Annotated in this window: 26 protein-coding genes and 2 pseudogenes; 16 read left to right on the forward strand and 12 right to left on the reverse strand. The window is 59.8% G+C overall.

The genetic code is table 11. From position 1 onward, the window contains the following. From QC815_RS16335 to QC815_RS16355, 5 genes and pseudogenes are all read left to right on the forward strand, one after another. A pseudogene (locus QC815_RS16335) lies at positions 1–488 on the forward strand (hypothetical protein); the annotation flags it as partial. A 129-nt stretch (positions 489–617) separates the two neighbouring features. After that, a complete protein-coding gene (locus tag QC815_RS16340; RefSeq protein WP_230446257.1) occupies positions 618–875 on the forward strand; it encodes a type II toxin-antitoxin system Phd/YefM family antitoxin in 258 nt (85 codons plus the stop codon). Next, complete coding sequence (locus tag QC815_RS16345) at positions 863–1165, forward strand: type II toxin-antitoxin system RelE/ParE family toxin (protein ID WP_310541033.1); 303 nt, start codon at positions 863–865, stop codon at positions 1163–1165. Before QC815_RS16340 ends, QC815_RS16345 begins: the two co-directional genes overlap by 13 nt. Positions 1166–1286: 121 nt before the next feature. Then, a complete protein-coding gene (locus tag QC815_RS16350) occupies positions 1287–1907 on the forward strand; it encodes a LysE family translocator (RefSeq protein ID WP_310541035.1) in 621 nt (206 codons plus the stop codon). Between the two features lie 43 nt (positions 1908–1950). Continuing rightward, entirely contained in the window at positions 1951–2331 is a 381-nt protein-coding gene (locus tag QC815_RS16355) for an Ltp family lipoprotein (RefSeq protein WP_310541037.1), read from the forward strand. 48 nt (positions 2332–2379) lie between these two features. On the opposite strand, the gene QC815_RS16360 is transcribed toward QC815_RS16355, so the two are convergent. Further along, complete coding sequence (locus QC815_RS16360) at positions 2380–2511, reverse strand: type II toxin-antitoxin system YoeB family toxin (RefSeq protein ID WP_310541039.1); 132 nt, start codon at positions 2509–2511, stop codon at positions 2380–2382. 254 nt (positions 2512–2765) lie between these two features. Here QC815_RS16360 and QC815_RS16365 point away from each other — a divergent pair, with 254 nt between their 5' ends. The 3 genes from QC815_RS16365 (at position 2766) to QC815_RS16375 (ending at position 4430) form a co-directional block, all read left to right on the forward strand. Beyond that, positions 2766–3371 carry a porin family protein gene (locus QC815_RS16365; RefSeq protein ID WP_310541041.1) on the forward strand — a complete coding sequence of 202 codons (606 nt, stop codon included), beginning with the start codon at positions 2766–2768 and terminating at the stop codon, positions 3369–3371. A gap of 245 nt (positions 3372–3616) precedes the next feature. Further along, positions 3617–3955, forward strand: a complete 339-nt coding sequence (locus QC815_RS16370) for a low molecular weight protein tyrosine phosphatase family protein (RefSeq protein WP_310541043.1) — start codon at positions 3617–3619, stop codon at positions 3953–3955. A gap of 49 nt (positions 3956–4004) precedes the next feature. Beyond that, on the forward strand, positions 4005–4430 hold the full coding sequence (locus QC815_RS16375) for a GNAT family N-acetyltransferase (RefSeq protein ID WP_310541045.1): 426 nt from the start codon (positions 4005–4007) through the stop codon (positions 4428–4430). 87 nt (positions 4431–4517) lie between these two features. Here QC815_RS16375 and QC815_RS16380 read toward each other — a convergent pair whose 3' ends face one another. The 7 genes from QC815_RS16380 to QC815_RS16410 form a co-directional block, all read right to left on the reverse strand. Then, positions 4518–5189, reverse strand: coding sequence for an MFS transporter permease (locus tag QC815_RS16380; protein ID WP_310541047.1), 672 nt, complete (start codon positions 5187–5189; stop codon positions 4518–4520). Then, positions 5186–6133, reverse strand: coding sequence for an aldo/keto reductase (locus QC815_RS16385; protein WP_310541049.1), 948 nt, complete (start codon positions 6131–6133; stop codon positions 5186–5188). Before QC815_RS16385 ends, QC815_RS16380 begins: the two co-directional genes overlap by 4 nt. Then, complete coding sequence (locus QC815_RS16390; RefSeq protein ID WP_310541050.1) at positions 6130–6540, reverse strand: hypothetical protein; 411 nt, start codon at positions 6538–6540, stop codon at positions 6130–6132. The genes QC815_RS16385 and QC815_RS16390 overlap by 4 nt, the downstream gene beginning before the upstream one ends. A gap of 37 nt (positions 6541–6577) precedes the next feature. Next, on the reverse strand, positions 6578–7399 hold the full coding sequence (locus QC815_RS16395; protein WP_310541052.1) for an aldo/keto reductase: 822 nt from the start codon (positions 7397–7399) through the stop codon (positions 6578–6580). A gap of 143 nt (positions 7400–7542) precedes the next feature. After that, the gene (locus tag QC815_RS16400) at positions 7543–8796 is read right to left on the reverse strand and encodes a permease (RefSeq protein WP_310541054.1); all 1254 of its coding nucleotides are present in this window, start codon (positions 8794–8796) and stop codon (positions 7543–7545) included. A gap of 354 nt (positions 8797–9150) precedes the next feature. Continuing rightward, the gene (locus QC815_RS16405) at positions 9151–10398 is read right to left on the reverse strand and encodes an AGE family epimerase/isomerase (protein ID WP_230446269.1); all 1248 of its coding nucleotides are present in this window, start codon (positions 10396–10398) and stop codon (positions 9151–9153) included. 248 nt (positions 10399–10646) lie between these two features. After that, positions 10647–11855: an MFS transporter gene (locus QC815_RS16410; protein ID WP_310541055.1), complete on the reverse strand. Its 1209-nt coding sequence runs from the start codon at positions 11853–11855 to the stop codon at positions 10647–10649. A 122-nt stretch (positions 11856–11977) separates the two neighbouring features. Here QC815_RS16410 and QC815_RS16415 point away from each other — a divergent pair, with 122 nt between their 5' ends. Further along, positions 11978–12790, forward strand: a complete 813-nt coding sequence (locus QC815_RS16415) for a helix-turn-helix transcriptional regulator (RefSeq protein WP_310541057.1) — start codon at positions 11978–11980, stop codon at positions 12788–12790. A gap of 61 nt (positions 12791–12851) precedes the next feature. On the opposite strand, the gene QC815_RS16420 is transcribed toward QC815_RS16415, so the two are convergent. Beyond that, positions 12852–13526: an FAD-binding oxidoreductase gene (locus tag QC815_RS16420; protein WP_310541059.1), complete on the reverse strand. Its 675-nt coding sequence runs from the start codon at positions 13524–13526 to the stop codon at positions 12852–12854. 97 nt (positions 13527–13623) lie between these two features. Between QC815_RS16420 and QC815_RS16425 the strand changes: the two genes are divergently transcribed. Both QC815_RS16425 and QC815_RS16430 read left to right on the forward strand, forming a co-directional pair. After that, positions 13624–14049: an MAPEG family protein gene (locus QC815_RS16425; protein ID WP_230446273.1), complete on the forward strand. Its 426-nt coding sequence runs from the start codon at positions 13624–13626 to the stop codon at positions 14047–14049. Positions 14050–14159: 110 nt separating this feature from the next. After that, on the forward strand, positions 14160–14630 hold the full coding sequence (locus QC815_RS16430; protein WP_310541060.1) for a GFA family protein: 471 nt from the start codon (positions 14160–14162) through the stop codon (positions 14628–14630). Between the two features lie 39 nt (positions 14631–14669). Here QC815_RS16430 and QC815_RS16435 read toward each other — a convergent pair whose 3' ends face one another. Beyond that, the gene (locus tag QC815_RS16435) at positions 14670–15395 is read right to left on the reverse strand and encodes a CDP-alcohol phosphatidyltransferase family protein (protein WP_310541062.1); all 726 of its coding nucleotides are present in this window, start codon (positions 15393–15395) and stop codon (positions 14670–14672) included. 257 nt (positions 15396–15652) lie between these two features. Between QC815_RS16435 and QC815_RS16440 the strand changes: the two genes are divergently transcribed. The 4 genes and pseudogenes from QC815_RS16440 to QC815_RS16455 form a co-directional block, all read left to right on the forward strand. Next, positions 15653–16645: a zinc-dependent alcohol dehydrogenase gene (locus tag QC815_RS16440; RefSeq protein ID WP_230446276.1), complete on the forward strand. Its 993-nt coding sequence runs from the start codon at positions 15653–15655 to the stop codon at positions 16643–16645. Positions 16646–16659: 14 nt separating this feature from the next. After that, the gene (locus tag QC815_RS16445; protein ID WP_230446277.1) at positions 16660–17058 is read left to right on the forward strand and encodes a 6-pyruvoyl trahydropterin synthase family protein; all 399 of its coding nucleotides are present in this window, start codon (positions 16660–16662) and stop codon (positions 17056–17058) included. Then, positions 17055–18986, forward strand: coding sequence for a glycosyltransferase (locus QC815_RS16450; RefSeq protein ID WP_310541064.1), 1932 nt, complete (start codon positions 17055–17057; stop codon positions 18984–18986). The genes QC815_RS16445 and QC815_RS16450 overlap by 4 nt, the downstream gene beginning before the upstream one ends. Positions 18987–18990: 4 nt before the next feature. Then, positions 18991–19869: pseudogene (locus QC815_RS16455) on the forward strand (lysylphosphatidylglycerol synthase transmembrane domain-containing protein); the annotation flags it as partial. Between the two features lie 51 nt (positions 19870–19920). Here the strand turns inward: QC815_RS16455 and QC815_RS16460 are convergent. Further along, positions 19921–20745, reverse strand: a complete 825-nt coding sequence (locus tag QC815_RS16460; RefSeq protein ID WP_310541128.1) for a RibD family protein — start codon at positions 20743–20745, stop codon at positions 19921–19923. A 64-nt stretch (positions 20746–20809) separates the two neighbouring features. Between QC815_RS16460 and QC815_RS16465 the strand changes: the two genes are divergently transcribed. Beyond that, the gene (locus QC815_RS16465; protein WP_230446279.1) at positions 20810–21913 is read left to right on the forward strand and encodes a GTP cyclohydrolase II; all 1104 of its coding nucleotides are present in this window, start codon (positions 20810–20812) and stop codon (positions 21911–21913) included. A 3-nt stretch (positions 21914–21916) separates the two neighbouring features. Here QC815_RS16465 and QC815_RS16470 read toward each other — a convergent pair whose 3' ends face one another. After that, positions 21917–22693 carry a creatininase family protein gene (locus tag QC815_RS16470; protein WP_310541066.1) on the reverse strand — a complete coding sequence of 259 codons (777 nt, stop codon included), beginning with the start codon at positions 22691–22693 and terminating at the stop codon, positions 21917–21919. Between the last annotated feature and the right edge of the window lie 3 nt (positions 22694–22696).

Raw genomic sequence — 22696 nt, forward strand, 5'->3', positions numbered from 1 at the left:
CACGTTCTTCAGTGCAGAGTTCAGAATATGACATGGATACAACACCCTACCGGTTTGGTCAGGTGTTGCACTCAGAATTTGCGGCCGAGCGGTTTTATGAAGAAGAAAAGGTGTCAGAAGAGGAAATTTTAGAAATATCTGAGATGGTTGAGTTTCTATTCGAAGAGCTTAAGAACTCCAATATAGATGATGTATCTAGATTATTGCTACTGGAAGAAATCGAAAGAATTCGACATGCGCTAGCAAATTATCGAATCAAAGGTGCTAAAGGTGTAAAAGAAGCATTACAAGCAACTCTAGGTTCTGTAATGGTAAATAAAGAGCAACTAAAGCCGTTAGCAGAGAAGTCACCTGAAATATTAGATAGGCTGGCTAAGCTGTTAGATAAGTTAGATGCTTTTTCATCTAAGGCTATCAAATTACATAAAGTATTATCGAAACCGATTAGCTATATGTTGTCTTTTGCTAAAGATGAAGAATCCGCTTAACAAGCTGCTGCACGCGGAAAAATTACTCGCTACGCTCCCAATTTTCCGGTGAGCAAAGCGTTAGCTGTGATTGCCTCACCTGAAAAGTGATACTATAGTGTCACTATTAGTCTAATTCAGGGTGAGGCCATGAAAGTTGAGCTTGTTACGAACCTCAAGCGCCAAGCCACAAAGATTCTGGCAGATCTGCACTTGTCTAAAGAGCCGATACTGATCACGGAGCATGGTCAGCCATCCGCATACCTTGTCGATGTGCAGGATTACGAGTTCATGCAGCGCCGACTTGAGCTGCTTGAGGGGCTCTCACGGGGAGAGCGTGCTGTACTTGAGGGAAGAACGTACAGCCAAAGTGAGGCCAGGGAGAAAATGAGTAAATGGCTGAGGTAACTTGGACGGAGCCCGCCCTCCAGGAACTGGATGCCATTGCTGAGTACATTGCTCTGGATAATCCTGCTGCCGCAAGCCATTTGGTCGCGGAAGTTTTCGATAAAATCGAGCGTCTGGAAGATTTTCCCCAATACGGGCGGATTCCCCCGGAGCTGACTAATTCGGTATACAGGGAAGTAGTGATTCCACCGTGTCGCATTTTTTATCGTGAGGATGGAAAGCGAGTTCTCGTCCTCTATGTCATGCGAGAGGAGCGGCAGCTTCGTGCGTACATGCTTGGGAAAAGCTAACCAGGCGCGTCACTCGGATGCCTTCGTCTCCGCTTCGCTACGTCAAAGCCATTGGCTTGTGCCCAATTGATCATGGAAGTATATGTTCAGGGTATACTCAGGCGTTAAAGGAGAATCCGTTGTGACCTTGATGACCATCCTGTTATTCATACCCGCATGTTTTGCTTTGAACATGGCGCCTGGCCCCAATAACCTTCTTTCGATGGCGAACGCCAAGCGCTATGGCATCAAGGCTGCCTGTTATGCAGGCATTGGTCGGCTGGTCGCATTTGTGGGCATGATCACGCTTGCCGCGACAGGGCTGGCAACAGTGCTGTATACGTCCGAAAAATTATTTTTTGTAATAAAGATAGTTGGAGGGCTCTACCTAATTTGGCTGGCCTTTCAGCTTTGGACGGCAGACCCAACTGACGCTGGGGACGAAGCCCAGGGTGGCAAAAGCCTGTTTCAGCTGGCGAGGCAAGAGTTTTTCCTGGCGGCTGGAAACCCCAAGGCAATTTTGATTTTTACAGCTTTCCTGCCTCAGTTTGTCGATCCTGCAGGCTCTGTAGGACTCCAGTTCTTGATGTTAGGTGGGCTTTTTTTGACGCTTGATTGGGTCGCAATAGCCGGGTATGCCTTTTTTGGCAAAGCGCTGCGTCATTGGTTCTCTCGCCCCTCGATGCGCCGCCTGTTCAATAGACTTTGTGCCGGATTGCTTGGAAGTGCTGGCGTTGGGCTCTTGCTGGCGCGTCGTGAGTAAACTCAAGATATGGACTGCGCGGATTTACCATGGAGAAATGACAATGAAAATCTTGAAATTAGCGATGATTCTGGCGTTGTTCGTCGCCATGCCGACATGGGCAGAAAGCCTTACGGGGCCTCAGAACAATGCCGTAAGGTCGGCGAATCTGTATCTCAGCATGCAGGGCTTCTCCCGTAGCGGGCTTATTCAGCAGCTCTCATCTGACGTTGGCGATGGTTATGAGGTTGCCGACGCTACCGTAGCCGTGGATAGTCTTGACGTTGACTGGAATAAGCAAGCAGTGAGGTCTGCTAAGCAGTATCTCAATTTGATGGGTTTCTCTTGCAACGGCCTGATTGACCAGCTTTCATCCAGCGCAGGCGATGGGTACACCGAGAGCCAGGCTACCTTCGGGGCACGGCAAACGAGTGCTTGCGAGTAATCAGTGGTAAATCTGTACAAGGCGCTAGAGAATCAGAAGTGCTGAGGCTCAGACAAATGCTACGTTAAGCCAGTAGTAATACCTGAGGCGGGCAATGTGCAAAACGTCATCCGTGACGTTGTATACCATTCGTTTCTCTTGGTTGATTCGCCGTGACCCATAACCGGCAAGGCTCGCCATATTGACGAACCGTTTCCGCGCCGAGTCGATGACTGAACCGCCTCTATCTTCCCGGTAGAGGCGGTTTTTCCAACAAAAACTTACCTGTCGTAACCGAATCTTCTTTGTTATCGAACAGTGTTTTTTCTATGTTAGATACGTGTGAATCAAACGACTGTCACATTATGTGGATCGTGGACCAAGGCAGGATCGCCTTTCCACACCATGACGATTCATAGAATCTTTCATAGCAAGTCGTCACAAGGAGAATACCCGTGAAACTCAGAACCCTACTTACCGCCTCGTTTGCCTCTACCGCTCTGCTCGCCGCGGCACCGTCGGCATTTGCCGCACCGAATGCTGATGGGCTCTATCTGGGCATCGGTACCGGTTTCAGCTCGTTGGAAAACGACGACGACGATGTCGATAATTTCATCTCCAATGGCGCCGAAGACTTTGATCTGGATGATGACGAAGACAACGTCTTCAAGGGTTTCGTCGGCTACGAAATCAATCCCTACTTCGCCACCGAAATCTTCTATGCCGATCTGGGTCGTACGCGCCTAGAGGGTAACAGCGGCGCCAATACCGATTTGGAATCCAACGCCTACGGGGCGAGTCTGGTCGGTCAATTGCCCGTCACTTCCTGGTTTACCGCCTTCGCCAAGGCCGGTGTGGCCAAGTGGGAAACCGACGTCGACGGTAACCTTGGCGGTGCTAGCGTTGATCTTGAAGATCAGGACGGTACCGATCCGGTCTACGGTGTCGGCGCGCAGTTCAACTTCGATCCCTTCCTGGTGCGTGCCGAATACGAGCGCTACGACTTTGACAGCGACTACAAGGTCGACACCTTTACCGCGTCAGCCGGTTTCCGTTTCTAACCGTCAATCTGTTTTGCCATGTACGATATCAGCGCCGGGGCTTGCCCCGGCGCTGTCGTTTTATCTCACGCAACCCTCCTATACTTCCAGGCGGTACGCTGCCAGCGCGTTAAAGCGCTGAGCTAGCTCAGGTTCATAACCATTATCGGCCGCATTACGATGCAACTTTTACTGATCGTGCTGTTATGAATGCCAACGTATCTGGCAAATTGTCGTTGGCACATACAGTAAACGAGGGAGCGCTTATGAACCTTCTATTCATCTGCAGCGAAAACAGGCTACGCAGTCCAACGGCGGAAAGTGTATTTTCAGCTTATCCCGGTATCCAGGCAATCGGCGCTGGCACAGGGGTACATGCCCAAACGCCTGTGTCCCGAGACTTGATTGAGTGGGCCAATATCATCCTGGTGATGGAAAAGCACCACCAGGATGAAGTCGCCAGGACGTATAAAGACGTGTTGAAAGAGAAGCCGTTGGTCTGCCTGGATATTCCCGATCACTATGAGTTCATGCAGCCGGAACTCATCACCTTGCTCAAGGAAAGGGTGCCAGCGTATGTGCGGTTATCTTCTGGCAAAATATAGCCGGAGACTCGGCTAAGCGCGGCGACAATTACCTTGGCACTAAAGATACATGAAGACAATTTATAGAAAGTATACCCACCAAGACGCCCAAGCATTGGTTCTGCTGATGGATCAGCTTGGCTATGATCACTCTGAAGAAACGCTATCCAGCAATATAAGGTTGGTACGCGAGCAGGGCGGGGAGGTGTTTGTTGCGCAAGTGGCTGGCAACGTTCTCGGCTGTGTGTCTGCGATTATCGATGTGCGCCTGGCGGAGGGCGTCAAGGGCGAGATCGTTAGCCTGGTGGTCAGCGAAGACGCCAGAGGCCAGGGCCTTGGCAAGGGCCTGGTTCTCGAAGCGGAAAAATGGCTGTCTGGTGAGGTCAGTGTTATCCGAGTGCGCGCCAATGCACTTCGGAAACAGTCCCACCTCTTCTATGAGTCTCTGGGCTACAGTAAGGATAAGACCCAGGCTGTTCTCTTAAAAAAGCCTTAGCACTAAATGCCGCTTAAATATCGGACAAACCCGCTAGCCTAGTGCGCTGTGCAGTGCCTATGCGCCAACGGCAAAGTTGCGGCGAGATTATCGTTTCCCCCAGATACTTTTCCAGACCAGCCCAACCAGCGCAATCGCCAAAACGGCGAACAGCACGACGGCGCCCGTCGAATCCAGCACCTGGAGGGTCAGACCTGAAACGACCAGCCAGAGCGTTGGGATGATGGCGGCGATCCAGAGGGCGACACCCCGGAGCATGATGAGCACCAGGCCCAGCGTGGTCACTGCCGTGGGGTCGGCGTGGATGCCGAACACTTCCGCCTGGTACCAGGAACCGCCGCTCAGCGGTGCCGTCAGCGGCATGATGATCAGGCCGAAGAGGGTGATGGCGATGCCCATAACGACTGGCGGGCTTATGCGGCTCGAGGCTTTGTCTATACCCCATCCTGTTAGCGCCAACATTGCCAGCAACACGGCCTGGGCGATGAAGGCGTTGCCCACATAGCCCCCCGCCCAGTTGAGCGCTGCATAGCGCTGAAAGAAAAACGCCACGGCGACAAAGGCCCAGAGTGGGGCGGGTAGCAGGCAGGCGAGTCGCAGGCGATGTTGCAGCGCCAGCACCAGGGTGGCGGCGCCCAGGGCGAGGGTCAGCAGGTGCAGCGGCCAGAAGGTTTCGCCCATGCGCTCCAGCAGGCGGAAGTACACCTCCGCCGTGAAGGGAATAAAGTCCTGTAGCCGGTAGCTTGTCCACGCGTTCATAGCGACTCGATATAGTCAGCCATCCGCTGCCGGGCATCGGCCGAGGGCATAGGAGAGTGGCCGGCGCGCATGTTCTCGCGCATATGTTCGACCTGGGTGGTGGCGGGTATTGCGCAGGTGATCGCCGGGTTGCTGACGATGAATTTCAGCAGGAAGTCCGCCCAGGTGTTGCAGCCGCATTCCTCGGTGGCCCATCCGGGCAATGCCACGTCACGACGCTTGAGGTCCTTGATCAGGCTGCCGCCATCGTACGGCCGGTTGGCGATCACGCCGATGCCGCGTTCTTCCGCCAGGGGCAGTAGTCGGTTTTCGGCCTCGCGGTGGGTGATGTTGTAGGTGAGCTGAACAAAGTCGATATCCTCTGACGACATGATCTGCTCGACCTCGTCGTGGCGGCGGCCGTGGGAGGTGGTAATGCCGACATAGCCGATAACGCCTTCGGCTTTCATCTCCTGCAGCGCGGCAAGGTGCTCGCGCCAGTCGGTCAGGTTGTGTACCTGCACCAGATCGAAGTGATTCACCGTCCAGCGGTCTTTAAGCTCCGCCACCTGCTCGCGGGCGGAGCCACCGGCAGGGCTCCAGACTTTCTCGGCGGCAAACAGGCTCTCGGGCGTGCCAAGTTGTTGCAGGGCATAGCCCATCACATCCGGCGCCGAGCCGTACATGGGCGAAGAGTCGATCAGGCCGCCGCCATGCTCGAAAAAGGCCTTAACCACCTCGGTGCGCGCATCGAGCAACGTCGGATCACTGCCAACGTTGAAGGTGCGCCAGGTGCCCATGCCGATCACGGGCAGCGTTTTATCAGTACCTGCAAACGCCTTCTGACGCATCCCACCCGTGTTGGCAAGCAGCGGCACGCTTGGCAACATCGTCGCGGCCAGCGTGGCGCCGATAAGCGTAAGGCTTTCTCGGCGCGTGATGCGATGCTTGATGAGATAGCTCATAGCGCTCGCTCCTTCCATTTTTTGGGGGTCGGCAGCGTGGCCGCCAACACCAGCACAAAGCAGGTCAGCACAAATACCTTGTTCACAAACCAGTTGGTGCGCCAGATCGACCACTCGGGGTCATTGAGAAAGCGCACGAACAGGGTACAGATGATGAGGATTTCAATGACGGACATGCCCACCGCCAATGCACGCGTATAGCGGGGCTGTTTGAGCAGCGCCCAGCCTAGCCAAACGTGCGCCAGTGGCCATAGATCCCAGTAGATATACCGCGCCCAGGGCTCGCCGTATGCCAGCGCATAGCCAACGGGGAACAGGTATTTGATGAACAGCGTCCACGCCGCGAGGATAAATAACAAATGGGCGAGGAAGCGGATCCAGGCATTGGGTGGGGCGGGCAGTGACATGGCATCGCTCCAGTGCAGGGCCGTTGACGGCCTGGCCTTACACCATCTGCAAGGACTGCTTGCGCGTTGGCGGAGGAAAGGCAGCGTCAATCTGAGCCAGGTCATCGTCGTCGAGTCTGACGGTATCTGCCTTGGCGTTCTGTTTGAGGTGATCCTGGTTAACGGCTTTGGGAATAGCGATCACCCCGGGATGGCGCAGTGACCAGGCGAGGGCGACTTGCGCGGGGGTGGCGCTGTGCTTGTCGGCGATGCGTTGCAGGGTGGCGTCATGCAGTAGCGCGCCGCCCTGGCCGATGGGGCAGTAGGCCATGAGTGGCATGTTTTGCTGTACTTGCCAGGGCAGCAGGTCGACTTCAATGCCGCGTGCGTCGGGGTTGTAGAGCACCTGATTGGTAGCGCAAGCGGGCGCGTCGAGCTCTGCCAAGTCGTCAGTGTCGAAGTTGGACACGCCCCAGCGCAGGATCTTGCCCTGCTCGCGCAGCCGCTCAAACGCTGCCACTGTTTCGCTCAGCGGGTACTGGCCACGCCAGTGCAGCAGGTAGAGATCGATAGTGTCAGTGCCCAATCGGCGCAGGCTGCGCTCGCAGGCGGCTTGAACCCCCTGGATGTTGGCGTTGTGCGGGTAAACCTTGCTGACCAGATACACCTCATCGCGCCGGTTACGGATGGCTTCTCCAACGATTTCTTCAGCACCGCCTTCCGCATACATCTCGGCGGTATCGATCAGGGTCATGCCCAGATCGAGACCTTCCCGCAGTGCCCTGACCTCCGCCTGCCGCTGCCCTGCATCTTCGCCCATATGCCAGGTGCCCTGGCCGATACGGGGTACGCTTACGCCGCCTAGTTCGATCGTTTGCATATCTCCTCCCGGTTGTGAAGCTGTTCCTACGCGTGCTCATCAAGCTGAATCGACCACCATCGAGGCAATATAAATGAGCCGCTGATACCGACCGAGCCCAGTACGTAAGTCAGTCAAAGCAATTGTCAGTCAAAAATAGTCGCTCATGCCATCAGTGGCGCCACAAGGAGGCCGCCGGTCAGCCATAGCATCGCAATAACGACAAGGCTACGTAGAACCCAGGTGCCTGCCCCTGCGCCGCCATGGTCATGATGATGCTCATGGCCATGCTCATGTCCATGGCCCGAATCAGCGTGTTTGGCCCGGTACCAGAAAAACACCAGCACCGCGGATATGGCCAGGAATATCAGGTTGAGAATGAAACCGTAATTCACCTTGAAATGGTCACGTTCCGTTGCCGTTTGTACGGTAGTGGCATCCGGCAGCAGGCCGAACGCCGCGAAGCCGTAATGCATGATCAGGGAAACAAACACCAGCCCACAAAGCAGTAACGCTAGAATATACAGCGACATCTTCCAGCCATAATATTGCGCATTGATCCTCAGAACCGGCAGTACCACCAAATCCGAAAAAATAAAGGCCATGACGCCCGCAAAGCTGACGCCGTTACCGAAAAGCACTGCCGCCAAGGGAATATTCCCCATGGAACCGATAAAGGTGAAAAAGGCCGCAAAAGGGCCGATCAACGTTTGAGCGAGCAGGGATAAAAAGCCCAGATCACCTTCTGTCTGACCAGCGCCAGGAAAAAGCCCATGGAAGAAGCTTTCAGGCACGAAGGCGGCAATCACGCCCGCCACGGTAAAGCCGATTAAGACATCCTTCCATACCATCTGCCATTCCATGACATAGGTCATGCCGATCTGTTGCCAGCCCTCACGGCTGGTCAGTTTTGACTGCCAGCTCGCCTGCTGGTCGCCATGCTGATGTTCTTCATCTCCATTATGCAGCCGCTCCCTGGCTTGTTTAATCAGCTTTTTGGGATTGGTGATGCGAATGAAAAGCCAGGCAAAAAGGATCAGCAGGATACCGCCGATATACTCAGCCACGACGAACTGCCACGCCAGGAAAATCGAGATGACGATACCCAGCTCAATCACCAAGTTGGTGGAGGCGAGCAGAAACGCAACCGAGGGCGCTAAGCCAGCCCCCTTTTGGAACAGGCTACGTGTGGTGGCCAGCGCGGCAAAGCTGCAAGAACTGGAGATAAAACCGAAGAAGGTGCCCAGCGCCATGCTGCGCGGGCCGGTTTTGCCCATGGCTTTCTGCATACGTTCCTTCGTTATCAGCACTTGTATCAGGCTGCTGATGATATAACCCAGTACGAATGCCCAAAGGGCCATCCAGAAATAACCAGTACTGATAAGTGCAGCCTGATGCCACAGGCTGAAAAAATCCATATTGGCTCCGGTTGATTAGACACAGACCTAGTAAAAGCTAGCAAGGTTTAGCGGAATCAACAAAGGTGGCCATCTATCATCATGGTTGCTGCAGAGGCGGGATCACCCCATCCTCAGTCACCACCGGGTTAATAACGTTGTCGTTTTACCGCCAGCTGTGCGACATAAACTGAGAGGGCTTTCCGCGTTATATTGAAAACTAACACCGGTATTGGAACGGCCAGTTTGCTGAGCGTAATCCACCACCGGTATGACGGGAATAAACTGAAAAAGCCGGGCCCATGCCAGGCCCGGCGACGACTGCCCTGGCATCCAACCCGAGGGGGCGGCCACCCCGGTTGAGCGTGGAGCTATTTATAACCGCTGGACGGTCAACGCCAAGTTGGGCGCCAAGGGCAGCCGTGGCAGTAGCGTCGCCTGATAGGCGTGATAAAGATCGGGCTTGACGTCGCCTTCGGCAGCGTCGATCTGCAACTTACTGTCGAGCTCCTGGTACCAGCCGCCGCGTTTGCGATCGATAAAAATGGTGTCGATGACATCCCAAAGTTGCTGATACCAGCGTTCGTAGTGAGCCTCGTCGGTGCACCGCAGGAACGCAGCTGCGGCGGCCAGCGCCTCAGCGTGAGTCCAGTGGCGGCGTCGCAGTGAGTTTGGGCGACCCTCCCAGTCCACGGTATACACCAGCCCCGGTGCGCCGTCGGTGCGCCAGCCGTCGCGCAGGCTAGCGTCGAACAGGGCTGCTGCGTCGGTGAAAAGCCATGAAGGAGCCGTGCAGCCGCGGGATTCCAGCGACGCTTCCAAGTGCAGCATCAGCCGCGACCACTCGAAGCCGTGCCCTGGTGTAGCGCCATAGGGGTAGAAACCATCGTCGGGGCGGTCGGCATTGTGCTCTGGCCATTCCGACCAGTCGCCATGAAAATGCTCGAGGATGCGGTAATCCCGGAGAGCCGCGTGGCGGTGAATCAGCCGTTCGACGATGGCTAGCGCCCGATCAAGCCACAGCTGTTCGTCGCGCACGTCGGCCAGCGCCAAGCACAGCTCTACGCCGTGCATGTTGCTGTTACCGCCGCGGTAGTCGCTCAGCTCGCTCCAGTCCTGGCTGAAACTCTCGACGAAAGCTTGCTCATCCTCCGACCAGAAGCGCGTGTTGATCACCCCAACGGCCTCTTCGAGCAGCGCCGCCGCGCCGGGAATCTCGGCATGGGTTGCGGTGGCGGCGCCGAGGGTAACGAACTGATGGATGTAGCACTGCTTGCTGTGATCGTGACTCATGGCGGGATCGACGCCGAACCAGCCGCCGTATTGCTCGTCGTGGAGTTTACCTGCCAACGCACGAATCGCATGTTCGGACAGAGCGGCAGCGCCCGGCACGCCCTGTAGCGCTGCTAACGCACAACTGTGGGCCATACGCCCGGTGAGCATGGTGTCGGCGCTGGCGCCGTGGGGAATGCACCCGTCACCATCGAGTGCTGCGAAACCGCCGGAGGCCAGGCGCGCCTGGCGATGGAAGTCGAACAACGCCAGCCCTTCGCGGGTCAGCCAGTGGCGGTGGGCGGCGCTATCGAGCCAGCGCTTGGGCTTTTGATTCGTGTTGTGGGTCATCATTCATTTCCTTAGCCATTGACGATGTTGCCACTGTGAGGGTGGATCGTCTTATATGCACTTTCATGTGATACGCGAAGGCAAGGCGGCAGGCTCCTGCACCCAACCTAGCCCTTGATCTATATCATCACAAGGCAGGTGATCGCTTGAAGATTACGAGGGGGGCTCAAAATCGATGAACTTGGAAAAAACACTAGGACACCGCTGGATCACAAGTTTCTAGTCCCGGCATGGGCGTCATAGCATCATTATGTTGCCTGATTATCGATGCTTTTGTTGGGCTCGAAGTTGGCTGGCCAGTGTCGGTAAGATGCCAACAGCAGCGCTGCGATAACATAGATGCCCGCCATACATGACAGGGCAGTACTTTTTCCCCAAGTGATGCTGGCCTGAGCGAGAGGAGCACCGAGGCTGGCACCACAGAAGAGGATAAAAGTGTAGAGCGTGATGGCTCGCTGCCTATAGACCATAGGTTGTTCGCCGAGAAAGTGCAGAAAGGCGGGCGTGGCAAGTGCGATACCCCCGAGGGTCAGCCAGTGGCCTATATACAAACCGCTGCCTTGTGCGACGAATCCGGATAATAGGGCACCGCTGGCTGCCAGGATCAGACCTGCGGTCTGCACGAAGTTAGTCGCCACACGGGATAGCAGAGCGCCGGATACCAGCGTCATCAACACGGCGGGGGAGCCTAGCAGTCGGAACCATTGAAGGTTCGTCACTGACTCGCCCGATGAGATCACGGCATAGTAGAAGACCACGCCCATCAGCAGTACGAAAACGGCCACATAAAAACGCCCAAGGGCTCGCCAGTGTAGCAAGCGCTTGATGCTCGAACTCTCCGGCGTCGACTGAGGTGTTTTGGCTGTGCCGAAAGGTAGCTGCCATAGACAAAGGGCGATCGGAACCAATAGGACGCTGACGCCGAGAAAAACTACCGCAACCGACCAGGTGTCTGCCGTCATGCTGGCCATGAGCTGACCGAGCGGAGCCGACATCAACAGGGCAGCGCTAAGCAGGCCGATAGCCGTTGGCCGGTGACGTTCACTGGTTGCCTCGATGAGCATCGTGATAGCGAATGGCGGGAAGGCGGCCGCCGTCATCCCTTGCAAAGCGCGACCAGCCATGAATCCCCAGCCGAAACCCAATGTTAGCGCAAGGGCGGTTAACAGGCTGGCCGCTGCCAAGCCCGCGATACCCGCGGCAAAGAGGGTGCGGCTTCTCCAATACTGGTTGAGATAACCGAAGACCAGAAAGCCGATGGCCTGACAAAGTGCGAACAGTGTCGTGGCCAATCCCGCCTCGCTGGCCGAGAGGCCCAGTCGTTCGGCGATCGGGTTGGTGAGTGGAAGGTAGGCATACAGTTGTCCGACCACCAGAATGGCTGCCACCATCAGCAGTATCGTGACACCGTAACTGCGTAGTGAATCTGGGGCGGGCGTCGCTGGTGATAACGTCATATCGAGTCTCCCATGGCTATATCGTTTTGATGCCTGAACGACTCTATGCTGCCTGTGAAGGGGGCAGCCAGTGATGCGTTATCCTGGGATTAGGACTGCCACCTTTACGTGATGGAGTGGACATGATCGATCATAAGGAGTTAGGCGACTTCATGAAGGCGTGTCGTGCGCGTCTTGATGCCGAAGCCATGGGGTTTGCAGTCAGCCCGCGTCGCCGAGTAGCGGGGTTGCGGCGCGAGGAGGTGGCAGAGCTCGCCGATATTAGTCCCGACTGGTATACACGCCTGGAGCAAGGCAGGAGTGTCGGCGTGTCTCGTCGTGTTCTGGAATGCCTGAGCTTGGCGCTGCAGCTCTCCGAGGCTGAGACCGGGCATCTTTTCTCGCTTGCTGGTGTGCAGCGGCCCATGGAGGCGGTAATGCCAAGCGATGAAAGAGCGTCGCAGGTTGATGTACTAGAGGCGTTATTACCTAACCCGGCTCACTGTGTGTCAGGCCCTTGGGAGATCGAGGCAATGAATGCGGCGGCTGAATTAGCGCTACCCGAGTTGCATGGGAACGAGGCTGGTGGAAACGTCATGCGCATGATCTTTCGTGACGAAGGGTTTCGAGAGCGTCTGGTGGACTGGGAGTCGCATGCTAAGCAGTGCTTGGCGACATTCCGTACTTTCTATGGGCGTCAGCAGGCGCGGGATCCGCGTTTTCGGCAGCTCGTGGATGAGCTGACGCGATCGAGCGAGGCATTTGCCGCTTGGTGGCCGCGCCAGCGTGTGGGGGATCTTTCGCCGGCATCCAAGCGCTTCATTGACCCGACGCTAGGGGAACTGCGGTTTACCGTTCGTTTCTTTCAACCGACAGAAGACCCCAGCAGGATAATGACGGTGTTCATGGGAGATGCCTTGACTCAGAAGCAGCTTGGTGAGGCTCTCGCTCGGTAGTCGCCCGAGAGCCCCAGGCGGCCCTTGGCAACCTGGCGCTCATATCAGGGCGCAAAACACCTTACTTTTCAAAGATCAATGCGTCCGGGTTGGCGCCCAGCTCTTTCAAGGCTGCCATGATGCTCTCGTTGAACGGGTCAGGGCCGCACACGTAGAAAGCCTGGCTCATGTCCTTGATATGCGATGTCAGGAAGGCCTTGTCGATGACGCCATCGGTGAAGATATGGTCGCCGGACGGCTTTTCGTCGGTGATGACGTTGATGAACTGGTCTCCCAGCATCGTCTCGAATTCTTCCTTGAGAATGATGTCGCGTTCTGACTTGTTGGAGAAGATCAGTTGATTTTTGCCGATCTCGCCCTTGCGGTGCAGGTCGCGCAGAATGGCGATAAACGGCGTTACGCCCGCACCGCCTGCCAGGAACACACCTTCGTCCTTGTATTCGATGGTGCCCCAGGGCTCGCCAACGATCAGCGAGTCCCCCTCCTTGAGCTGGCCGATCTGCTGGGTAACGCCCTCGTGGTCCGGATAGATCTTGATGACGAACTCCAGCCACGGATCAGAAGCTAGCGAAGAGAACGTGAACGGCCGTTTCTCGTCGGTCCACCCTTCACGATTGATGGCGACCTCGGTCGCCTGGCCAGGCGTAAAGGTGTATCCCTCAGGCTTGGCAAGCCGTATCTGTTTGACATCATGAGTGAGATTGCGGATTTCCTGAATTTCGAGTGTATGGTCCATACTTCGCCTTATGTCTCTCATCGTTAGGTTGAAGTACTTCATGCTGGCCGTGGGAGCGTCTAGTTGCAAAGCCCGATATTAAACGCAAGGAGACACCATGGATGACGCCGTGTATTGGTACGCGATGGCGGCAGTGCTGCTGTTCTTTAAAATGCTCGCCATTGCGGCGTATCAAGGGTATCACCGCATAGGCAAGATGACTTTCAAGGCCCCGGAAGATGCCGCCTTCGTCGGCAAGCAGGCCGCGCAGGAGGAGCTGCCGCAGGTGAAGCGCGCAGCCTGGGCCTGGTCGAATGACGTTGAAAATATCCCCATCTTTCTGGGCTTGGGCGTGGCCTACGTATGGGTGGGCGCAGCACCTGGCCTGGCGGCCTGGCTGTTCATGATTTTCACCGCCGCCCGCTATATGCACACTATCTGCTACTTGGCCGCGCTGCAGCCCTGGCGAACGGTGGGGTACGCCATTGGTGTGCTGTGCATGCTGGCGATGTGCGTCCTGATTCTGGCGGGGCTTTCCCCATAAAAAACGCGGCAGGTGCCAGCGATTTACTATAGTCATTAGGAGGACGCTAATCCAACGCCATGCGATGTGTAGAGTTACCGATGCCGGTTTCCGTCGCACAAGGAGGCACTATGCTGCTGAAAGGGTCATGTCATTGTCGGTCGGTCACGTTCAGCGTGAGGTCACACCATCCTTATCCTTTCAATCGCTGCTACTGCGCTATCTGCCGCAAGACGGCAGGAGGCGGCGGCTACGCGATCAACCTGAGTGGAGAGAGCAAGACCCTTAACGTAACAGGTGACGAGCACGTGTCGGTCTACCGGGCGGTTATCGACGGCGAGCCAAGCACCGCTGAACGGCATTTCTGCAAGCATTGCGCCTCGTGTCTCTGGCTTTACGACCCGGACTGGCCCGAGCTGGTGCACCCCTTTGCCTCGGCCATCGACACCGAGCTGCCGACGCCGCCCTGGCGTACGCACATGATGCTGGGCAGCCGCGCGCCCTGGGTGGAGGTCAACGCCCAGGGAAAGGATAAATGCTTTGAAGCTTACCCCGATGAAAGCCTCGCCGAATGGCATCAGCGCCAGGGGCTGGAGTATTAGCGGCTACTGATAAGCCGTTTAAAGCGGCGCCATGGCGGCTCAACGGCGCCGTTGTTTGTACAACCACCACACATCAACGCTGAACGAGTAGGTAAGCGTTATCAGCGCGCTGAGGGCGAGCAGGCTGGCGGTCAGGTGATCGGTCAGCGGCGTCAGCGCCAGCAGCAGCGCGACCACCTGCCAGACGCACACCGCCTTGCGGCGAAGGCTGTCAAACAGCGGCGCCGATAGCCATGCAACGCCCCACCCGGCGGCAATGAACAGGTAGCGCATCCCGCCCATCAGCAGCACCCACCCGCCCAGCGACTCGCTGAGCATCAAGCCCACGCTGAGCAGAAGAATCAGCAGGGCGTCCAGCTCCATGTCAAAACGCGCGCCGAACGGAGAATAGCTGCAGGTGCGTCTGGCCACCCAGCCATCGATGCCGTCCAGCATCAAGGAAACGACGGCCACTATCAGCCATGTCCACATGGCCACGCTAAACGCCTCGTTTGCGAGCGCGCCCGCCACCAGCGCCACCAGTACCGCACGGGCAAGCGTTACCCGGTTGGCCCAGCCCAGCGGGCCATACGGCCAGTAAGTCATCACTACCGCACTGGTGGTGGCGTAGCAAAGAATGGCGAGCCCCCAGTTAAGCGAGCCGGGTAGCAGCGCGGGCAAAAGCCCGCCCAGCAGGCTTAACACCACGCCGCCCAGCGCCAGTTCCAGAGCGGTTAGCCCGCGTTTGCCGAGGGAGGAGAAAGGCGTGTCGCGACTGGATTGCATGATGGCTCCTGCCAATAACGCATCGCATCAATAAAATAATTCGATGCAAATATTTTTATATGTACCATTCTTGTAGAAGAAGGTAGGGTTGTCTAGTGGCGTCCCTTCGAACAATCGCCCCTTTAACGCTACGCTAAAAAGGCCATGCCAGTGAATACAATTCGATGCCAGCCCGGTGGTGGTTTTTTGACCGGATGCCGTATTGATAAAGCGGCAGGCCTCAGGAGAGGGGCAGGTAGCACAAGGAAGGAGTGCTGATGAGTGGTTTTGAGCAGGCTACCGCGTTCTGGGTGACCCAACCCGGCCACGGTGAGCTAAAGCAGGAAACAGTGCCCGCGCCTGGCGAAGGCGAAGTGCTGGTGCGTACGCTTTACAGCGGGATAAGCCGCGGCACCGAGTCGCTGGTCTTCAATGCCCGCGTGCCCGAAAGCGAATTTATCCGCATGCGGGCACCTTTCCAGGCGGGGGATTTCCCCACGCCGGTCAAATACGGTTATGCCAGCGTCGGCGACGTCGTGCAGGGGCCAAGCCACCTGCACAACCGCCGCGTGTTTTGCCTGTATCCCCACCAGGATTTCTTCGTGGTGCCAGCTACCGCAGTAGTGCCGCTCCCCGAGGACGTCCCGGCGGCCCGGGCGGTGCTGGCCGCCAACATGGAAACCGCCATCAACGGCGTCTGGGATGCCGAGCCAGTAATCGGCGAGCGCATCAGCGTGATCGGCGCCGGCGTGGTGGGTGCGCTGGTGGCCTACCTATGCAGCCGGATTCCCGGCGTCGAAGTCCAGCTGGTGGATATCAACCCTGACCGTGAAGCGCTGGCGAACCAGCTGGGCGTTGCTTTCTGCTCGCCTGCGCAGGCAAATGACGATCAGGACTGTGTGATTCACGCCAGCGGTCATCCGGAAGGCCTGCGCCAGGCGCTTGGCCTTGCGGGTAACGAGGGCCGTATTATCGAAATGAGCTGGTTTGGCGAAGGCGAGGTGGCGCTGCCGCTGGGCGGCGCGTTTCATTCTCAGCGGCTGACCCTGCGCGCCAGCCAGGTCGGCCAGCTGCCCCCGAGGCTGCGTCCACGCTGGGACTACGCGCGACGGCTCGGCGTGGCCCTGAGCCTGCTGGCCGATGAGCGTCTGGACGCACTGATCAGCGGCGAGAGCGACTTCGCAAGCCTGCCCGAACTGGCCCCGGAGCTGTTTTCACCGGGCAGCACCGCGCTGTGTCATCGGCTACGCTATGCCGCTTCATCCCATTAATGACAGGAGTGTCTATGTACCGTTTATGCGTTCGTGACCACTTTATGATTGCCCACAGCTTCAAGGGTGAGGTGTTCGGCCCGGCCCAGCGCACCCACGGTGCCACCTATGTGGTGGACGTGATCTTCCAGCGCCCGGAGCTGGACAGCGACGGACTGGTGATCGACATCGGCCTGGCCGGGGAAACTCTCAAGGCCGTGCTGGCGGGCTACAACTTCCAAAACCTGGACGAAGTGAGCGAGCTGGAGGGCAAGAATACCACCACCGAATTCATGGCCAAGGTGATCTTCGACCAGCTTGCCGCCGCCATCAACGCCGGCGAAATGGGCACGACCGCCCGCGGGCTGACCCACATGGAGGTCAAGCTGCACGAGTCGCACGTGGCCTGGGCAAGCTTTGAAGGCGCGCTATGAACCAGCGTCTCAGCTTGATCGTTGCCGGTGATCCAGCCCAGCGCACCGGCGGCTATCTGTACGATGCCCAGATCGTCACCGCGCTGCGCGCGCAGGGCTGGGACATCGAGGTGGTCGGACTGGATGGCGCCTTCCCGGATGCCGACGCCACCGCGCGCCAGGCGCTGGAAAACGCGCTGGCCGCCCAGCCCGACGGGGCGGCGGTGGTCATCGACGGCTTGGCCATGGGTGCCTTGCCCGATGTGGTGGCCGGGCATCGCGAGCGTCTTGCCCTCACGGGACTGCTGCATCACCCGCTGGGTGACGAGCTGGGCCTGGGTGCAGCCGACCAGCAGCGGCTTCATCGCAGCGAGCTGCACGCCCTGGCGGCGCTGCCGCGCATCATTGTCACCAGCCGGTTCACCGCCCGGCGCCTGTCAGTGCTGGCCGACGACTATGCCATTCCGCTCGGCGGCCGGATCAGCGTCATCGAACCCGGCGTTGCCAAGGCGCCGGTGAGCCCCGCGCCGCAGGCGGGGGAGCCACTGCGGCTGTTATGTGTGGCCACCCTGACGCCGCGCAAGGGCCAGGACGTGCTGGTGGAGGCGCTTGCCGGCCTTGAAGCCGGTGGCTGGCGCTGCGATTGCTATGGCGGCGCGCGGGACGCGGCGTTCACGCTCCGCGTGCAATATCTGATCGAATACCACGACCTCGAAGACAGCGTCACCCTGCACGGCGAGTGCGACAGCGACACCCTCGAAACCGCCTATCAGCGCGCCCACGCCCTGGTGCTGCCTTCCTGGTACGAAGGCTACGGCATGGTGGTCACCGAAGCGCTGGCCCATGGCCTGCCGGTGATTACCACCACCGGCGGGGCGCTGCGCGATACCTTGCCCAAGGGTGCCGGACTGAGCGTGGAGCCCGGTGACATGGGCCAGCTTCAGGAGGCCCTGGCGCGCTTCTGCGCTGATGCCGATTTACGCACGGCATTGCGCGAAGGCGCCCTCAAGGCTCGGCAAACCCTCAACGACTGGCACGCGGCCGGAAAAGCCTTTGCCCGTGCGCTGACCGATCGCCCCGCGACGCTGGCGGCGGGCAGCCAGTTTGCAGCCTCGTGGCTTTCGCTGCGTGAAGCGGTGGACCGCGCTTCGCGCTCCCAGCGTCTGGCGAGCCTGGCCGGCGAGTGGCTGTCGACGCGTGCCGACGCCTATCGGCTGGTAGACCTGGGCTGCGGACGCGGCAGTAATGTCAACTATCTGGCGTCACGCTTGCCCGGCCCTCAGGCCTGGACCCTGGTTGATCATGACGCCGCGCTGCTCAAGGAAGCGCGTGCCCGGGTGATGACCCTGCGTGACGCCAGGGGGCATACCATCGTGGCCGATACCCTGGCCGCATCGCTTGCGCGCTTCGATCTGCCTGCCCTGGCCAGTGCGCACCTGGTTACCGCCTCGGCGCTGCTGGATCTGGTATCCCAGGCCTGGATCGACGCGCTGGTCGCGCACTGTGTGGCGCATCGTCAGGGACTGCTGATGGCGCTCAGCGTCACCGGCGAATGGCGGTTTATCGATCGTCAGCATCAGCCGGTGGAGGATCCAGAGGATGCCTGGGTACTGGAACTGTTTCGTGCCCATCAACAGCGCGACAAGGGCCTGGGCGATGCCCTGGGCGGTCGCGCCCACGCCGCGCTGGCGGCAGCGTTCAGTGCGGTCGGCTATCGTGTCGAGGAGGCCGAGACCCCCTGGCAGCTAGCCGCCGGCGAGCCCGACCATCAACCGTTGATGGCGTCGTTGATCGACGGCTGGGCGGCGGCGGCCCGCGAACATGCCCCCGATGCCGCCGGGCGGATCGACGACTGGCAGATCCAGCGTCGTCAGGCCGTTGCCAGCGGTGAACTGGGTATCCGGGTGGGGCATCGTGACCTGCTGGCACTCCCTCGGGAAGCAGGGTAGCGCTATGGCGATTGCTGCGTGGTGGCGCGCCCCCTGGCTGCGTCGGGTGGCGGTCAGCAGCGGGCTGCTGGGCGCCGTCGCGCTGTGGGTCGACCCCCAGGCGATCATGGCCCAGGTTCAGCGGCTATCGCCGGGCTGGGTGCTGGTGGCGCTATTGATCAGCGTGTTTCAGGTCATGCTGAGCGCCTGGCGCTGGCAGCTCACCGCCCGGCTGATCCAGGTGCCGATGCGCTTCAGCTATGCGCTGCGCGAGTATTATCTTGCCCTGCTGGTCAATCAGCTGTTGCCGGGTGGCGTGCTGGGTGACGCCGGGCGGGCCCATCGTCATGCCCGCCAGTCGGCGTCAACCGGTCGCGCGTGGCGCGCGGTAATCATCGAGCGCGTCTCGGGGCAGGTGGCGCTGGCGCTGTTTACCCTGATGGCGCTGCTGCTTTCGCCGCTATGGCACGCGGCGCTGGGCTGGACGGCATGGCTGGCCATCGGCGGGGCGGTCGCGCTGGCGGTGGGGGTGATGACGGTGGCACTGACGCTTGCGCGTCGCCGGGGCCCGTTGAGGCTGCCCGCCTGGTACCTGGCCGTCAGCCAGGATATCCAGCGCGGGCTGTTGAGCGCTGGGGTGTGGCCCCTTCAGCTGTTGTCGTCGCTTGCCATCGTGGCGAGCTACGGTGTGGTGATGGTCTGCGCGGCGCGGGCGATCGGCGTGGAACTGCCGGCGCTCAGCCTGTTGGCGCTTGCCCCGGTGGTGCTGCTTGCCATGCTGGTGCCGTTTTCGGTGGCCGGTTGGGGCGTGCGCGAAGGCGCCGCCGCCGGTATCTGGATGTGGGTGGGCTTACCCGCCGCTCAGGGGGTAGCGGTGTCGCTGGCCTACGGCGTGGTGGTGCTGCTGGCCAGCTTGCCGGGGCTGTGGGTAGCCATTACGCGGCGTCATTCGGCGCTACCCCCGGAAAGCGGCCGGGCGCAACACGACATCGAACAGCGTGTCGTCTCCGCAGCGGAAGGTGCGCAGGGCCGGGCGCAGCGCACTGTCCAGCGTCTCGATCGGGGTCATCTGCAGGCCGGGGCGTCCGGAGCCGATGAGCAGCGGGGCGACCAGCAGGTGCAGCCGGTCGACCACGCCCGCCTCTATAAACTGGGAGACGGTAATGCCGCCGCCTTCCACCAGAATACGCAGCAGCTGGCGCGCCTGGAGCAGGGCGATCACGTCGCTGGGTACAAACCGGCCATGGTGATCCAGCGGCAGCACGCAGCACTCCACCGACCCCGTAGCGGCGGCTCGGGCGGTATCCGGCCCCACCACATGCAGCGTGGGGGCGGCGGCGTCCTGAAACAGCTTGCGATCCATGGGCACCCGGCCGCGAGGGTCGAGCACTACCCGCGTCGGGTGGCGGCCGCTGACGTGGCGGACGGTCAATTGCGGGTCATCGGCATCGGCCGTCCCCGCGCCGATCACCACCGCGTCGGCCAGCGCCCGCAGCCGGTGAAGGTGCACCAGGCTTTCCCGGCCGTTGATGTAATGGGAATGGCCTCTTTGCGTCGCAATCCGGCCGTCAAGGCTCTGCCCCAGCTGCGCGATCACCCAGCCAGGCGTGGTCGCCAGGGGGGCGAGGCAACGCACAGGCTCGCCGGCGTCCTCGACCAACCGTTCACCATCACTGGCGTGGCCTGCCAGCAGGCGCCGCCAGACATCGTCTTGAATGATATTCGTACGTTCCTTGGAGTCGGGCATGACGCCTCCGCGCTGAATCAACCGCTGCATCATGCGATGCACGGCGCCCCAGCGCAAGCGTCCCTCGCCCGTTACGCCAGTCAGCCAGGAGGCTTCTATGTATCACATTGAACGCGCCATTTTTGATATTAGACGGGGGCTTCCCGTGGTCATCCAGGCGGGAGACCAGCAGCTGTTGGTTCAAGCGCTGGAAGGCGGCGATTCGGTCAGCGACCTGACGGCGTTATCAGGGTCACGACCGTCGCTGGTGCTGACCCGCCACCGGCTGGATGCAATGGGCGTGTCGATAACCGCCGATGCCGCCTGCCTGCCGCTGGCCGCCCACATGGACGAGCGGGCGCTGCACGCGCTGGCCGTGGCCGAACAGGGCCAGGATGAGGCACCGGCCATGCTCAGCGGCCTGCAGCCAGCGGGCATGGGTGAGCGGGGGGCGGTGGCACTGATGCGCCGGGCATTGCTGATCCCTGCCGCGTTGATCGCCGAGGTGAGCGATAGCGCCGCCGAGGCGATTGCCCAGCGGCTGGCGAAAGGCGAACTGCTCGCGGTGGACGCCGTAGAAGCCGAAGCCTGCCTGGCGGGTGCGCCGGGCATGCTCAAGCGCGTCAGCGAGGCGCACATCCCGCTGGAAGACGCCGCCGACAGCCGCTTTGTGCTGTTCCGCGAACCGGATGGCCTGCGCGAGCACGTCGCCGTGGTCATCGGTCGTCCCGAGGCGCACACCGATGCTGTGCCGCTGCGAATGCACTCGGCGTGTTTGACCGGCGACCTGTTTGGGAGCCTGCGCTGCGACTGCGGCGAACAGCTGCGCAATGCCGTCGCCGATATCGAGGCCATGGGCGGCGGCGTGCTGCTCTATCTTGCCCAGGAGGGGCGGGGCATCGGCCTGGCCAACAAGCTGCGCGCCTACACCCTGCAGGATGGCGGTCTGGATACGGTGGATGCCGACCAGGTGCTGGGCTTTGGGGACGACGAGCGCGATTATGCGGTGGCGGTGGACATGCTCCACGCGCTGGAAATCTCCCGCGTGCAGCTGCTGACCAATAACCCGTTGAAGATGCAGGCGCTACGCGAAGGCGGCATCGAGGTCGTGGCCCGTCAGGCGCTTTACGGGCGCTTGAACGACCACAACCATCGCTACCTCAATGCCAAGGCCACGCGGGCCGGGCATTTACTCGAGGACGTGTTGAGCAGCCAGCGCTAGGCGCTAAGTTGCTTCAAGGCCGGGCAGCCGGGCGGTTTCGGCCACGACGCGGGCGAGCTGTCCGGCATAGTGAGCCACCAGGCGCTCGCCGATGTCCGCCGTTGCCTGGCGGGCATCGCCTGCTACGCCCTGTGCGCTTAAATCCTCCGCCAGCCAGGCGAACGCGGCGGCGCCTTCCGGTCCTACCAGCGCATCGCCATGGGGCGCGATCGTCGACGGTGCCTGGTAGTCGTCCAGCTGAACGAGTTCGGGGGCGAGATGGCGCATCATGGCGGTTTCCAGCGCGCCGCCGTGCAGCCCCTTGCGCAGTTCCTCGGCGTCCATCGCACCTTCCAGCGGCGGCAGGCGGGTATAAGTGGCTTTGACCACCCGCATGCCATGACGGCGGCGCAGCGTCAGCGCGGCCAGATCCATCACCGCCTTGTTACCGCCGTGGCTGTTGATCAACACCCAGCGACGAATCCCCGCGCGAGCCAGGCTATCGCCGTAGGCTTCCAGGGTGGCGATGGCCACCGGCGCGGGCAGGCTGAGCGTGCCGGGGAAGTTTGCGTGCTCGTCGCTGGCGCCCACGGCCATCGGCGGCAGGCAGACGACGTCGAGGCTTCGGTCCAGCGCTGACAGCATGGCCGTCTGCAGCCCTTCGCCAATGATCAGGTCGGTAGCCAACGGCAAATGGGTGCCGTGCTGTTCAATTGCGCCAAGCACCAGCACGGCCACTGGGTCGCGCTTGGCGACCTCGGTGATTTGCGGGGCGGTCAGCGTCTGCCAGTGGTGAATCATGAA

Origin of the sequence: Vreelandella gomseomensis, from assembly GCF_031451645.1 — a bacterium.
Classification (GTDB): Bacteria; Pseudomonadota; Gammaproteobacteria; order Pseudomonadales; family Halomonadaceae; genus Vreelandella; species Vreelandella gomseomensis.

What these genes read in the sequence shown, in the direction of transcription:
- QC815_RS16340 (WP_230446257.1), top strand. Translation starts at nt 618, where the DNA reads ATGAAAGTTGAGCTTGTTACGAACCTCAAGCGCCAAGCCACAAAGATT.
- QC815_RS16345 (WP_310541033.1), top strand. Translation starts at nt 863, where the DNA reads ATGGCTGAGGTAACTTGGACGGAGCCCGCCCTCCAGGAACTGGATGCC.
- QC815_RS16355 (WP_310541037.1), top strand. Translation starts at nt 1,951, where the DNA reads ATGAAAATCTTGAAATTAGCGATGATTCTGGCGTTGTTCGTCGCCATG.
- QC815_RS16360 (WP_310541039.1), bottom strand. Translation starts at nt 2,511, where the DNA reads ATGGCGAGCCTTGCCGGTTATGGGTCACGGCGAATCAACCAAGAGAAA.
- QC815_RS16370 (WP_310541043.1), top strand. Translation starts at nt 3,617, where the DNA reads ATGAACCTTCTATTCATCTGCAGCGAAAACAGGCTACGCAGTCCAACG.
- QC815_RS16375 (WP_310541045.1), top strand. Translation starts at nt 4,005, where the DNA reads ATGAAGACAATTTATAGAAAGTATACCCACCAAGACGCCCAAGCATTG.
- QC815_RS16380 (WP_310541047.1), bottom strand. Translation starts at nt 5,189, where the DNA reads ATGAACGCGTGGACAAGCTACCGGCTACAGGACTTTATTCCCTTCACG.
- QC815_RS16385 (WP_310541049.1), bottom strand. Translation starts at nt 6,133, where the DNA reads ATGAGCTATCTCATCAAGCATCGCATCACGCGCCGAGAAAGCCTTACG.
- QC815_RS16390 (WP_310541050.1), bottom strand. Translation starts at nt 6,540, where the DNA reads ATGTCACTGCCCGCCCCACCCAATGCCTGGATCCGCTTCCTCGCCCAT.
- QC815_RS16395 (WP_310541052.1), bottom strand. Translation starts at nt 7,399, where the DNA reads ATGCAAACGATCGAACTAGGCGGCGTAAGCGTACCCCGTATCGGCCAG.
- QC815_RS16400 (WP_310541054.1), bottom strand. Translation starts at nt 8,796, where the DNA reads ATGGATTTTTTCAGCCTGTGGCATCAGGCTGCACTTATCAGTACTGGT.
- QC815_RS16405 (WP_230446269.1), bottom strand. Translation starts at nt 10,398, where the DNA reads ATGACCCACAACACGAATCAAAAGCCCAAGCGCTGGCTCGATAGCGCC.
- QC815_RS16410 (WP_310541055.1), bottom strand. Translation starts at nt 11,855, where the DNA reads ATGACGTTATCACCAGCGACGCCCGCCCCAGATTCACTACGCAGTTAC.
- QC815_RS16415 (WP_310541057.1), top strand. Translation starts at nt 11,978, where the DNA reads ATGATCGATCATAAGGAGTTAGGCGACTTCATGAAGGCGTGTCGTGCG.
- QC815_RS16420 (WP_310541059.1), bottom strand. Translation starts at nt 13,526, where the DNA reads ATGGACCATACACTCGAAATTCAGGAAATCCGCAATCTCACTCATGAT.
- QC815_RS16425 (WP_230446273.1), top strand. Translation starts at nt 13,624, where the DNA reads ATGGATGACGCCGTGTATTGGTACGCGATGGCGGCAGTGCTGCTGTTC.
- QC815_RS16430 (WP_310541060.1), top strand. Translation starts at nt 14,160, where the DNA reads ATGCTGCTGAAAGGGTCATGTCATTGTCGGTCGGTCACGTTCAGCGTG.
- QC815_RS16435 (WP_310541062.1), bottom strand. Translation starts at nt 15,395, where the DNA reads ATGCAATCCAGTCGCGACACGCCTTTCTCCTCCCTCGGCAAACGCGGG.
- QC815_RS16440 (WP_230446276.1), top strand. Translation starts at nt 15,653, where the DNA reads ATGAGTGGTTTTGAGCAGGCTACCGCGTTCTGGGTGACCCAACCCGGC.
- QC815_RS16445 (WP_230446277.1), top strand. Translation starts at nt 16,660, where the DNA reads ATGTACCGTTTATGCGTTCGTGACCACTTTATGATTGCCCACAGCTTC.
- QC815_RS16450 (WP_310541064.1), top strand. Translation starts at nt 17,055, where the DNA reads ATGAACCAGCGTCTCAGCTTGATCGTTGCCGGTGATCCAGCCCAGCGC.
- QC815_RS16460 (WP_310541128.1), bottom strand. Translation starts at nt 20,745, where the DNA reads ATGATGCAGCGGTTGATTCAGCGCGGAGGCGTCATGCCCGACTCCAAG.
- QC815_RS16465 (WP_230446279.1), top strand. Translation starts at nt 20,810, where the DNA reads ATGTATCACATTGAACGCGCCATTTTTGATATTAGACGGGGGCTTCCC.
- QC815_RS16470 (WP_310541066.1), bottom strand. Translation starts at nt 22,693, where the DNA reads ATGATTCACCACTGGCAGACGCTGACCGCCCCGCAAATCACCGAGGTC.